Source organism: Halogeometricum sp. S1BR25-6 (genome assembly GCF_031624495.1).
GTDB lineage: Archaea > Halobacteriota > Halobacteria > Halobacteriales > Haloferacaceae > Halogeometricum > Halogeometricum salsisoli.
This window is the reverse complement of sequence record NZ_JAMQOP010000004.1, coordinates 231826-244121: the sequence shown is the minus strand read 5'-3', so window position 1 is coordinate 244121 and position 12296 is coordinate 231826. Positions and strand designations below refer to the sequence as shown.

Genomic DNA, 12296 nt, shown 5'->3' with positions numbered 1-12296 from the left:
GTGGTCTGCGTGGAAAAAAGTGCCGTCCTCGAGGACAGCCGTGCTACTCGGTCGTCGCGATGGCCTCGATTTCGACCGCCGCACCTTTCGGTACGGCACCGGCCTCGACGGCGCTGCGCGCCGGCGGGTCCTCGTCGAAGTACTCGCTGTACGCCTCGTTGAACGCGTCGAAGTCGTCGATATCGTCGAGGAACACCGTCGTCTTGAGGACGTCGTTCAGCGAAAGTCCCTCGGACTCGAGGATGGCCGCGACGTTGTCGAGACACTGCTCGGTCTGCCGACCCACGGATTCGTCGTCAAGCAGTTCTCCGTCCGCCGTCAGCGGAAGCTGACCGGCCGTGATGAGCAGGTCGCCGTTCGTCGTCGCCTGGCTGTACGCCCCGACCGCCGCCGCTGCGTTGTCGGTGCTGATGGTTCGCTTCACGTGAGTTCGTACCGGCCGGGTGCGACTTAAATCCCGGTCGCTCGACCGGCGGTCGCCACATCGTGACAACCGCCGTATCGGTCGTGGATGGCAGGCGGCCGCGTCCGCAGAGGCGTGCTCGAGGAAAGAGCGGGTCGCGCCCGTGCTCTCGCGCTCTCTTCTGCTCCGGACCGGCGGTCCGTCGTTCCACGCGATTGTCTCTTGGGTTGTCGTCTTCTGTTCGGCCTACCGTGGTACCGACCTATCGGAGGTGCAAGCGACGAACACATCGACGACCGGCCGCCGAAGGAGAGCGAACGCGGACGGTGAGGGTGCCCGCGGTGAGTCGAAACGACCCGCCTCACCCGCTCGCAATCGACGAGCAGAAGTTCTCGACGATGCGCTTGCCCGCGTCGGTGAGGATGCTCTCAGGGTGGAACTGGACGCCGAGATGCGGCCGGTCGGCGTGGCGCACGCCCATCACGACGCCCCGTTCGTCGTTCGTGTACGCCGTCTTGACGAGGTCGGCGGGCAAGTCGCCGTCCTCGACCGCCAGCGAGTGGTAGCGCCCCACCTCGAACGGGTCGTCGACGCCGTCGTACAGCGCCGACCCGTCGTGGCGGATCTCGGAGGGCTTGCCGTGGACGACCTCGGGAGCGTGGACGACCGACGCCCCGTTGGCGGCACACAGCGCCTGGTGGCCGAGACAGACCCCCAGCGTGGGGTAGTCGAGGTCGCGGAACACGGGGATAGAGACGCCGGCGTCGGCGGGGGTCCCCGGGCCGGGCGAGACGACGATTCCGTCGGGGTCGAGGTCGGAGATTCCGGCGACGTCGACCGCGTCGTTACGTCTGACGACGACGTCGTCGAACTCGCCGACGTACTGGACGAGGTTGTACGCGAACGAGTCGTAGTTGTCGACGATGAGTATCATCTCACCGGACCTCCTCTAGCGTGTCCGCGGCGGACTCGACGGCGAACGACCCTCGCTCGCCGAGTGCCTCGTCGACGGCGTTGACGAGCGCTTGGGCCTTGTCCAGCGTCTCTTCGTACTCCGCGACCGGGTCGGAGTCGTGGACGACGCCGGCGCCGACGCGCAGGCGGTACTCGCCGCCGCGGCGGACGAGCGTCCGGATCGTGATGTTCAGCGTCGCCCGGTCGTCGAAGCCGAACACGCCGATGCTCCCCGTGTAGGGGCCTCGACGGGTCGCCTCCACCTCGTCGATTATCTCCATCGTCCGGGGCTTGGGCGCGCCGGTTATCGTTCCGCCCGGGAACACGGCCGCGACGGCGTCGGCGATACTCACGCCCTCGCGGCGGCGTCCCTCCACGAGCGAGACGAGGTGCATCACCTCCGAGTAGCGGTCGACCCGGCGGTACTCGGCGACGTCGACGCTGCCGTACTCGCTGACCTTCCCGAGGTCGTTGCGCTCGAGGTCGACCAGCATCGCGTGCTCGGCGCGTTCCTTCTCGTCGCTCGTGAGGTCGCGCTCCAGTTCGGCGTCGGCCTCGGGGGTGTCGCCGCGCGGTCGCGTGCCCGCGATGGGCTCCGTCGACAGACGGTCGTCCTCGACGTCCAACAGTAGTTCGGGGCTGGCGCTGACGAGGTCGACCCCCGGAAACTCGAGCAAACCGGAGTACGGCGCCGGGTTCACGCGCCGCACGGCGTCGTACGTCTCGACCGGGTGGACGGCGGCGGGGGCGACCAGCCGGTGAGAGACGTTCGTCTGGAAGGTGTCGCCGTCGCGAACGTACTCTTTCACTCGGCGCACCCGGTCGGCGAACGCCGCCTCGCCGCACTCGCTCTCGAACCTCGCCCGTCGGCTCGCGACCGGCGGGGAGCCGACGGTCGGGTCCCCGCGGAGCGCGGATTCGGCCAGGTCGGTCGCCATTTCCACGCCGGCCTCGTAGGCCGCCGCGGGCGACTCGTGTTCGTCGACCACGGGACAGGCGGTCACCCGCAGTCGAACGTCGCCCTCGGTCGGCGCCTCCCAGGCGGCGACGCGGTCGAACACGCCGAGTTGAAGCCGCGGGAGCCCGTCCGGGGTCGTCGTCGACGGTAAGTCCTCCAACTCCCGCGCGACGTCGTAGGAGAGCCAGCCGAACGCGCCGCAGGGATACGGAATCTCACAGTCCCCGCGGACGAGGTCCTCGCGGTCAAGTAGCGAGTCGATGGCGTCGACGGTCGGACTCTCCCCGTCCGGCGAGGTTGCGTCGGCGGCCACCTGCAGGCGGTCGACCGGGTCGACCGCGAAGTACCCCCACCCGGACTGCCCGCCGGTCGTTTCGAGGAACACCCCGTCCGCGTCGCCGTCGCGGGCCCGACGGTAGGCCTCGAAGGGGTCCGAGACGGTGACCTTCACTTCGACCGGGACTCGGGCTCCGACCGGGGCCGAGGCTGCGGTCCGGACGAACGATGCGCGCTCCGTGACAACTGATGGCTGGCTCATGTGAGTCGGACGGTTCTACGGGTACCCGTCGTTAGGGTCCCTACCGCTCGAACTGACACGGTCACTCGCAAAAAATCTTCCGCGCTGGCGCCTCTGACTGGGGCTTCGAGGACCGGCAGACTCGCAATTTTCGGACGGATCCGGTGGCGGTCTTCAACGGGTGGAACATGCCTCACGATGGCTTATTACGGAGGATGCAAAGACCGGAACGGAGAGCCCGTTCAGCGCGACGTTCACCGGCACGTCGGTGCGCCCTCACCGTAGGAACGTGCGACGCAAGCGGCGCGGCGCACCCGACCGGGGCCGACCCGAACGTCGTCGACGGCGCCACCACTCACCATGACCACGATTATCGACGGGAACGAGATTGCGGATCGGATACGGGCAGACGTATCGGACTGTGCGGCGCGACTCGCCGACGAAGGAGTGACCCCGGGACTCGCGACGGTGCTGATGAGCGACGACGGCGCCAGCGAGACCTACGTGTCGATGAAACAGCGGGCCTGCGAGGAGACCGGAATCGAAGGCATCCACCGGGTACTCGACCCCGACGCCTCGGCCGAGACGCTCCTCCAACAGATCGACGACTTCAACGACGACCCGAGCGTGCACGGCATCCTCGTTCAGATGCCGGTGCCGGACCACGTCGACTCCCAGGTCGTACTGGAGCGCATCGACCCGATGAAGGACGTCGACGGGTTTCATCCGGAGAACGTCGGCCGCGTCGTCACGGGAGACGCTCGGTACAAACCCTGTACGCCCCACGGCATCCAGAAACTCCTCGAAGCCGCCGACGTCGAAACCGAGGGGAAGGACGCGGTCGTCGTCGGCCGATCCAACATCGTGGGGAAGCCGATGGCGAACCTCCTCGTTCAGAAGGCACCGGGGGGCAACGCCACTACGACGGTCTGTCACTCTCGCACCGACGACCTCGCCGAGAAGACCCGGGCGGCCGACGTCGTAATCGCCGCGGCGGGCGTCCCCGAGATGATCACCGGCGACATGCTCTCGGAGGGCTGTACGGTCATCGACGTCGGCGTCAACAGAGTCGACGCGGACACCGAGAAGGGGTACGAACTCGTCGGCGACGTGGAGTTCGAGAGCGCGAGCGAGAAGGCGGACGCCATCACCCCCGTTCCCGGCGGCGTCGGTCCCATGACCATCGCGATGCTCATGTACAACACCGTCAAGGCGGCGAGCCTGCAGTCGGGCGTCGACGTTGACCTCCCCTGAGCACGTCCGTTCGAGGGTCGGCGACGCCCCGTCGCGGCACGTCGAATCGGTTCGTTCTCCGGTGGGTGAATCCTTCCTTCGTCCCGAACCCTGAACGTACCTCGACTACCCAGTGTGGAGACCGCTGACTCCGCCTTACTCTTCGTTCCGTCTTACTCAACAGGACGGAGTAGCAGTTGTTGGACCTACTCGAACACGTGCAGTGAGATTCGCGACCGATTGATGTCGATAACCTCCGTCTCGTTTCGCTCGACCCGAGACTCCCGTCGGAGTTTATGGCGATTTTTCCGTTCGGATGATATGATAATTCTGAACGGAGCTACCACGTTTCCTCAAGTTGTTGACCAGTCGAGCATCCTCTTCTACCGTCGATGAGTTCATTCCCGGCGCGTCGTCGACTACGGTGGCTCGTACCGACGAAGGAGCGTATCCTTGGCCGACCTCCTTAGAGTCGTCCGCCGAACGGAGTGACTTGCTTCGGCGAGAAACAATATATTCTCTATTCGAAGAACTTCGAAGTCGGAAGCTGCGTTCCGGAGAACTGTGGAAACCCCGGTCGGTCGCCTGCTGAACTCTGTAAGCCATGAAGAGGGAGAGATCGGTCGGACGGCGCTCGTTCGCTACCCGGAGGGCGACTGCGTCGGTCGAACGTCGTTTCCACCGCCGTAGAACATTACACAAATAGTAGTGTAATGTAGGTCGTTGTTCGGTGGGCTGACGCTGAAGACTCGTAGACGGACCGTAGCGCGTCGTATTTCACTCACCCCACGGCCGAGCCCGCGCGTTCAGTTCGCACTCCTATGCGCAGAGACCTTCGCTCGAAACCGCGCAGTTGCAGAGGTTGACAGGGGAAGTATCGGCATCGGTATGACCGAAGACGGATTCAATTTATAGATAAGATAGAAACTAGCGATTTGTCCTGTATCACCGAGAGAGTATGAGTGGAGTAACGCAGTATGAATTTGTATTTATAGAATATAATACTAAATTTGACGGCATCGGCCGGGCCGACGAGTCTCCTGCAGAGTCTGCGTTCTGAATCCGCAATCTCGTGCGTCGGCGACTCGGTATCGGGAATAATACGAGTAAAGTAGCGGACGGCAATCAACAACGGAACCGTTCGGGACCTGACCGACCGGACCGACGAACCACCTGCCGTCGAATCTTCCTCTGCGTCACGCGAGACGGCGCAGTCGAAGTCTGACACGTACGATACCCGTAGATAACGAACTGGCCGGCTGACTCGCCAACTGTTCATCACTCAATTTCGTGAGCTGGCTCGCTTCGGAGCAGAACGACGGCCACCAACCGACAGTCACCGGCGGGACTTCGAGCCGCCGTTCGCGGACCGAGATAGCAACCGGTTTGACAGTGCTTCCACAATCGAGGACAGCGACCGTGAGCGACCATCCCAACGCAGGCACTTCTCGACGCGAGACGCTCGGTCTCTTCGTCGGATTGTTCGTGCTCTCGACGGCGGCCGCAGCCTACGAAATCGCTCCGGCGAGCGTCCTGCCGCTGATTCAGGACTCGCTCGGACTCACGGCGAGCACGGCGGGGTGGCTCGTCAGCATCATGTACGCGACTGCGGTCGTCACCAGCGTCCCTACCGGTATCGTTCTCGACCGCTTTTCGGTCCGTCGAGTGATTCTCTTCGGGACCGTCGCGCTCGTCGTCGCGGGTGCGTGGGGCTGGTATACGGCCACCGCCGGTGCGTACCGCTGGCTGCTCGTCTCGCGCGTCCTCGGCGGCATCGCATACGTCATCTTCTGGAACGCGGGCGCGAACATCGTCGGTAGCGCCGTCGCGTCTCGGTATCGGGCAACCGCCGTCGGCGTGTTCACCGCGAGCGCACCGGTCGGATTCGCACTCGGTCAGTTCGGCAGTCCGCTCGTCGCAACTGTCGCCGGGTGGCCCGCAATCCTCCCGTTGTACGCCGCCATCGGCGTCGTCGGCGTCGCGCTGTTCTTGCTCGCAACCCGTCGCCACGTCCCCGGCGTCGAGACGGCCACGCCGGACCGAGCGGCACTGAGCGAGTTGTTCACCAGCCGGGCGGTCTGGACCGTCTGCGTCCTCTGTTTTCTCGCCTACTCGCTGTACCTCTTCGTCAACACGTGGCTCCCGAGCTATCTCGTCGACGGGTTCGGCATCTCGCTGGCGGCGGGTGGGCTGCTGACCGCGCTGTTCCCGGCCATCGGTGCGGTCGGACGGTCGAGCAGCGGTGTGGTCTCCGACCGCGTGTTCGGCGGCAAGCGTCGTCCCGTCGTGATATCGGCGTTCGCCGTCGCCGCACCGGCCGTCGTCGCGTTCGTGTTCGTCTCGCGCCTCGAACTCATCGTCGGGGCGGTCCTCGTCGTCGGCTTCGCGATCCAACTCGTCACCGGGTTACTCTTTTCGTACATCACCGAACTCGTCCCGCCGGCGGTGCGGACGACGGCCATCTCACTGCTGACGAGTATCGGTCTGCTCGGCGCGTTCGCCGCACCCATCGCTGCGGGCACCATCATCGACCGCGTCGGCTACGACCCGGCGTTCTTCGTCGCCGGCGGCGTCGCCCTCCTCGGTGTTCTCTTGGCGTTACGTACGCCCGAACCGGCGTAAGAGACCCTCTCGCACGGTCGCGCGGTGAGGATGTCAGCAGCGCACGAACGGTTCGGACTGCGAATCGGCCTCCGCCGTCACCGATATCGCCCCGTCGCGCAACCCGACCGAGAGTCCGTTCTCAGTCGTGCGGCGACTGTGCGAAGGAGACAGGGATGTGATCTATAACGACGCGAATGGCGTCTGTGAACTCTCCGGCAGCCCTGAAGCAGAGCCCAAAGCACGATTTACTCGCAGCGTTGCCAGTTCATGCTGTGACCGTCTGTCGGATCTTTTACTGGCCCGCGATCGTAGCGTGACCTGGCTATGCTATACGACCGCGTCGCTGATCTCGACCTCCGGGTAGAGGGGTACGACCTCGAACGGCACGAACGGGAGACGTCCAGCGGCTTCAGCCGAGCAACGACGGTCGTCTCGTTGCACGGTGACGGTGAAACCGGACAGGGTGAAGACGTTACGTACGATACCGATACGCACGACGCACTTCACGAGTCCTCCGAAGAGTTCCCTCTCACCGGGGAGTACACGCTCGATGAGCTCTCGAAACAGCTTTCCGAGATCGACTTTTTCCTCGGAGACGAGCCGAATCAACCGATATTCCGGAACTATCGGCAGTGGGCGTTCGAGAGCGCTGCATTAGATCTCGCGTTGAAGCAGGCCGAGACCAACTTCGCCGACCAACTGGAACGCGAGTACGACTCCGTTCGGTTCGTCGTGAGTACGCGATTGGAAGACCCGCCAACCGGCGACCGCGTTATCGACTGGCTCGACCGAAATCCCGATTTGGAGTTCAAGCTCGATCCCACGTCCGACTGGACCGACGAGGTCGTCGACCGATTGGCAGAGACCGATGCAGTGGTGACGCTCGATCTGAAAGGGCAGTACCACGGGACGACGGTCGATCAGCCGGCCGACCCCGCTCTCTACGAACGGGTCGTCGAGGGCTTTCCGAACGCGCTCGTCGAGGACCCGGAGTTGAACGACGAGACTCGGCCGTTGTTCGAGGGCCAGGAGGAGCGCGTGACTTGGGACTATCCCATCCGAAGCGTCGAGACCATCGAGGACCTACCGTGGGACCCCGAGTGGCTCAACATCAAGCCGTCGCGGTTCGGGTCGGTGCAGTCACTGTTGGATACGATCGAGTACTGTGAGGACCACGGAATTCGGATGTTCGGCGGCGGTCAGTTCGAGCTCGATGTCGGCCGCGAACACATCCACGCGGTTGCATCACTGTTCTACCCGGACTCACCGAACGACGTCGCTCCGAAAGCGTACAACGACCCGAATCCGAGCGATGAGCTTCCGTCGAGTCCGCTCTCGCCGCCGACTGCTCCACGAGGACTCGAGTGGAAATGAGGACGGACTGAAGTCGGAACGGAAATTTGAGTCGCGCGCTTCCGGCGCGCCGCTACCGGTGCAGTCGGGACGGTTCGGGCCCGCTCATCGCTCGAATTCGGGGTCGACCAGCGACGCGACGCGCTCGCGGTCCGACGCGGTGAACTCGACCCGGGCGGCGGCGAGGTTCTCGACGACGTGGTCGGTATCCGTACTCGACGGAATCGGGACGACGCCGCGGTCGACCTGCCAGGCGAGTGCGGCCTGCGCCGGCGAGACGCCGCAGTTGTCGGCCACTTCGTGCAGGGCCGACTCTTCGAGGAGTCCGGGCGCGGAGAGCGGCGAGTGGGCCATCACGCGGATACCCCGCTCGTGACACCACTCGACGAGTTCCCGACGGGGCACGTACGGATGGGACTCCACTTGGACGACGGCCGGCAGAACGTCGGCAACCGCCGCAATTTGGTCGAGTTCGTCGACGGTGACGTTACAGACGCCTATCGTCCGGGCGAGACCGCGTTCGTGAACGTGCTCCAGCCGCTCCCACGTCTCCGTCAGCGACGTGTCCGCGGTCTCCGGGTCGCCGTCCTCGTCGGTCGGGAACGCGAGAGCGTCTTGTTCGGCGGGTGAACAGTCGGCCAGGTCCCGCAGCGGTCCCTGGTAGGCCCAGGCGGTCGGCCAGTGGAGCATGTAGCAGTCGAGACTCGCCGCGCCGAGCGCGTCGAGCGTCCCTCGACAGGCCTCGACGACGTGTTCGTGGTTCGTGTTCCAGACCTTCCCGACGAGGAACAGTCCCTCGCGGCCGGGACTCCCGGGCGCGTCCAGCAGGTCGCCGATTCGCGCCTCGTTCCCGTACAGTTCGGCCGAATCGAGCAGACGATAGCCGGCGTCCAGCGCCGTCGCTATCGAGTCGACCCGGTCGACGTAGTCGCCGTCGCGGTACCGCGAACACCCGAAGCCCACGGGCGGGAGTCTGACGGCCGCGTCGCGAGAGCGGGGTGCGGTCGCGTCCCCGACATCGCGTTCGTCCCGGACCTCCCGCCCGTCGCGGGGGGGCCGCACCGGAGGCGGAGACAAGTCGGGAACGCCGACCCCGTGGGCGTCGACCGCGACGGGGCCGCCCGCTTCGACGGCTGACTCGACGGCGTTGCAGACGGCGACCACGTGGGTCGCCCGCCGCGCGCTCGCGACCGGGCGGGCGCCCGACGCGACGGCGGCCGCGAGACGCGCCGGCCCGTCGAGGTACGGTCGTTCGCGCCGCCTCGCGGGGTGGGGCGCGTCGACGTACGGTCTCCCGTTCCCGCCGACCCTGACGGTCTCGGGGTCGGCGGCGAGCGCACCGCTGTCGGCGAGGTACAGCGACCCGTCGTCGCCGTGGAGTTCGAGGGTGTTGAATTCGCGGCTCCGGTGGGGGGCGTACAGGCTCGCAGTCAGCCGAATCGTCGGGCCGCTCTCGAACGCGAGGGTGGCTTCGACGTGCGAGTCCCGCCCCGGCGTCGCCGCCTCCCTGTCGGGCCAGACGTCGAGACCGTCGGCGACCCGGACCTGCTCGACCGGCCCGAACCAGGAGACGAGACAGTTCAGCGGGTAGACGGCGCCGTCGTACAGCGGTCCGACGGACAGAAACGACTCCGGGTTGTCGTGCCACTCGGTGACGCGGCCGACGTGTGCGTGCGCGTATCCCAGTCCGACTCGTCCGAGTCGGCCGTCGCCGAGCAACCAGCGAACGTGACGCTGCGGGTCGCACCGGTTGTTAATGGGCGCGCATCCGAGCGCGAGACCATCACGCTCGGCGGTTCTGACGAGGTCGGCCGCCCGGTCGGCGTCCAGCGCCAGCGGTTTCTCGCTGTAGACGTGCCGTTCGTCGGCGAGCGCTCGTTCGGTCACCGGCGCGTGCGCCCCGTGGCTGGTCAGGTTGATCACGAGCGGTGCCGCGTCGTCGGCGAGCATCGCGTCGACGTCGGCGTACGCCGTCGCGCCGTGAGGCTCCGCGACCCCGCGCGCTCGCTCGAGATCGAGGTCACACACCGCCGTCAGTTCGAGCGACGACTCCTCGAATCCGGCCGCGTAGCGCCTCGCGACCGCACCGGCACCGACGAGCGCACAGTTCATTGGCGGATGTTCGTTTATATCGACAAAAGTGTACGGGAGCGGTCATCTCGCGGCAGTCGCCGGTCGAGCCGTAGATTGAAGACACCTGTATCCAATGAACTTACATGTCGACCGATACCGCATCCCGAACGGGCGTCGAAACGGCGTCGCTGTCGAGGCTTCACCTGCTCGGAATTGCTCTGGCGGCCGTTTCGGGCGTGTTGCACCTCTATCTGGGAGTGCTGTTCGTCTCGAGTCCGCTCGGGTGGTCGTTCCTGTTCGCCGGCGTCGGCTTTCTCGCCGGGTGCGCGGCCGTCGTCCTGAACTTCCGGCGTCGGCTGGTGTACCTGCTCGGTATCCCGTTCACGCTCGGACAGGTCGTCGCTTGGTACGTCGTCAACGCGCCCGACTTCTCGACGCTCGGGTACGTGGACAAAGCCGTACAGATCGGTCTCGTGGCGGTGCTGGTCCTCCTCTACCGGCGGGAGTTTTAGCGAGTGCGCCTCCGCCAGTCCCGGTCAGTCCCGCGTCTCGCCGGACGGGCGGTCGGCTCGGGCGTTTCGTAAGAGAACGACGCCGAGACCGGTCCAGAAGGCACACTCGAGGAAGAACGACGGCGACCAGAGATAGTAGAAGAAGAACGCGCCGGGCGGGAGCGCAAGCGGGTCCGGGGGGACCACGACCGGCCACCCCAAGAACAGAGCGTCACCGTACCGGCCGTTGAGGACGATGTGAAACGCGTCGAGGAACAGGTGCGACGCCCATCCGACCGCGAGCGCTCGACCCGCCGAACTCAGGAGCGCGGCGACGACGGCCAGGGGAGCGAGCAGCGCCGTGTGGCCCACGGTGTGGTACAGGTCGACGACCCCGAGCATCGCCAGCGGTTTGTCGACGACGTCCGGGAGCGCCGTCCCCGCGACGACCCAGGGTACGGGCAGTCGCGACCACCGACCCAGGAGCGCCCCGACGGCCAGGTGCGTTACGAAGTACACGAGGAGCAGTGAGGCGGTCGACCCTCATCGGTCTTCCCCCGGATAGGTTCCGGCGGTGGCGGTCGGCAGCCGAGTCGCCTTGCCGTTTATCCGTGACGGCGCTGAAGGCTTGCGCATGGAATTCGATCCCGACAGCTTCAGTGCTCGCGACTGGGAACGGCCCACGGACGCCGACCCGATTCGGTTCGCCATGGTCGGACTCGGGTGGTGGACGCGCGAGCAGGCGATTCCCGCCGTCGAAGACGCGGACTACTGCACGATGACGGTCCTGGTCAGTTCCAGTACCGAAAAGGCAGCGGACCTCGCGGCCGACCTCGAAGGAATCGAGGAGACGCTCACCTACGAGGAGTACGCCGACGGCGCGGCGACCGACGCCTACGACGCGGTGTACGTCTGCACGCCGAACGGACTCCACCGCGACAACGTCGAAGCCGCGGCGACGCACGACAAAGCGGTTCTCTGCGAGAAGCCGCTGGAAGCGACCGTCGAAGACGCTCGGGCGACCGTCGATACCTGTCAGGAGGCGGACGTCCCGCTGATGGTCGCCTACCGAGTCCAGACGGAACCGGCGGCCCGCCGCGCCCGAGAACTGATCCGAGACGGCGCAATCGGGGACGTCGTTTCGATACTCGGGCACATGTCGGACACGATTCTCGACTCCGTCGACGAAACGAGTTGGCGGTTCGACCCCGACCTCTCCGGCGGGACGACGATCAACGATATCGGGATTTATCCGCTGAACACGATTCGGTTCGTCCTGGAGGAGGACCCCCAGGCGGTGTACGCTCGGACGGAGTCCGAACAGTCGGCCTACGAGGGGACTGACGAGCACGCGGCGTTCCAGTTAGAGTTCCCCGACGGCAAACTCGCCTCGTGTACGGTCACACACAGCGCGGCGGTGACCTCGAGCCTCCGGTTCGTCGGCACCGAAGGCGAACTGAGCATCGAGGGGCTGTTCTTCCCGAACACTCGGAAGGTGCTCAGGGTGTCCGGACCGGACATCGAGAGCGAGTACCGACCGGAACCGGTCGACCAGATGCGCGAGGAGTTCGACTACTTCGCCAACCGCCTCCAGCACGGTCTCGACGTCGAACCCGACGGCGAACACGGGATGGTCGACATGCGCGTCGTCCGCGCCCTCTACGACTCCGCCGAGCAGGAACGACGCGTCGAACTCGACCGGTGAGCGCG

Annotated in this window: 10 protein-coding genes; 5 read left to right on the top strand and 5 right to left on the bottom strand. The window is 65.8% G+C overall.

Translation table 11 applies throughout. From position 1 onward, the window contains the following. Positions 1-43: 43 nt before the first annotated feature. The 3 genes from NDI76_RS18460 to NDI76_RS18450 all read right to left on the bottom strand — a co-directional run bounded on the left by NDI76_RS18460 (position 44) and on the right by NDI76_RS18450 (position 2853). Entirely contained in the window at positions 44-424 is a 381-nt protein-coding gene (locus NDI76_RS18460) for a Rid family detoxifying hydrolase (RefSeq protein WP_310925637.1), read from the bottom strand. 340 nt (positions 425-764) lie between these two features. Next, complete coding sequence (locus NDI76_RS18455; RefSeq protein ID WP_310925635.1) at positions 765-1337, bottom strand: anthranilate synthase component II; 573 nt, start codon at positions 1335-1337, stop codon at positions 765-767. A 1-nt stretch (position 1338) separates the two neighbouring features. Next, positions 1339-2853 carry an anthranilate synthase component I family protein gene (locus tag NDI76_RS18450; RefSeq protein ID WP_310925634.1) on the bottom strand — a complete coding sequence of 505 codons (1515 nt, stop codon included), beginning with the start codon at positions 2851-2853 and terminating at the stop codon, positions 1339-1341. 339 nt (positions 2854-3192) lie between these two features. On the opposite strand from NDI76_RS18450, the gene NDI76_RS18445 reads away from it, so the two are divergent. The 3 genes from NDI76_RS18445 (at position 3193) to NDI76_RS18435 (ending at position 8043) form a co-directional block, all read left to right on the top strand. Then, positions 3193-4086 carry a bifunctional methylenetetrahydrofolate dehydrogenase/methenyltetrahydrofolate cyclohydrolase gene (locus NDI76_RS18445; protein WP_310925633.1) on the top strand — a complete coding sequence of 298 codons (894 nt, stop codon included), beginning with the start codon at positions 3193-3195 and terminating at the stop codon, positions 4084-4086. Positions 4087-5484: 1398 nt separating this feature from the next. Further along, positions 5485-6687: an MFS transporter gene (locus tag NDI76_RS18440; RefSeq protein ID WP_310925632.1), complete on the top strand. Its 1203-nt coding sequence runs from the start codon at positions 5485-5487 to the stop codon at positions 6685-6687. A 306-nt stretch (positions 6688-6993) separates the two neighbouring features. Next, entirely contained in the window at positions 6994-8043 is a 1050-nt protein-coding gene (locus tag NDI76_RS18435; protein WP_310925631.1) for an enolase-like domain-containing protein, read from the top strand. An 84-nt stretch (positions 8044-8127) separates the two neighbouring features. On the opposite strand, the gene NDI76_RS18430 is transcribed toward NDI76_RS18435, so the two are convergent. Further along, positions 8128-10134, bottom strand: coding sequence for an aldo/keto reductase (locus NDI76_RS18430; protein ID WP_310925630.1), 2007 nt, complete (start codon positions 10132-10134; stop codon positions 8128-8130). Between the two features lie 104 nt (positions 10135-10238). Between NDI76_RS18430 and NDI76_RS18425 the strand changes: the two genes are divergently transcribed. Continuing rightward, on the top strand, positions 10239-10607 hold the full coding sequence (locus NDI76_RS18425; RefSeq protein ID WP_310925629.1) for a DUF7475 family protein: 369 nt from the start codon (positions 10239-10241) through the stop codon (positions 10605-10607). 24 nt (positions 10608-10631) lie between these two features. Here the strand turns inward: NDI76_RS18425 and NDI76_RS18420 are convergent, their stop codons facing one another. Continuing rightward, a complete protein-coding gene (locus NDI76_RS18420) occupies positions 10632-11105 on the bottom strand; it encodes a metal-dependent hydrolase (protein ID WP_310925628.1) in 474 nt (157 codons plus the stop codon). 115 nt (positions 11106-11220) lie between these two features. Between NDI76_RS18420 and gfo6 the strand changes: the two genes are divergently transcribed. Further along, positions 11221-12291, top strand: a complete 1071-nt coding sequence (gene gfo6 / locus NDI76_RS18415; protein ID WP_310925627.1) for a D-xylose 1-dehydrogenase Gfo6 — start codon at positions 11221-11223, stop codon at positions 12289-12291. Positions 12292-12296: the final 5 nt, after the last annotated feature.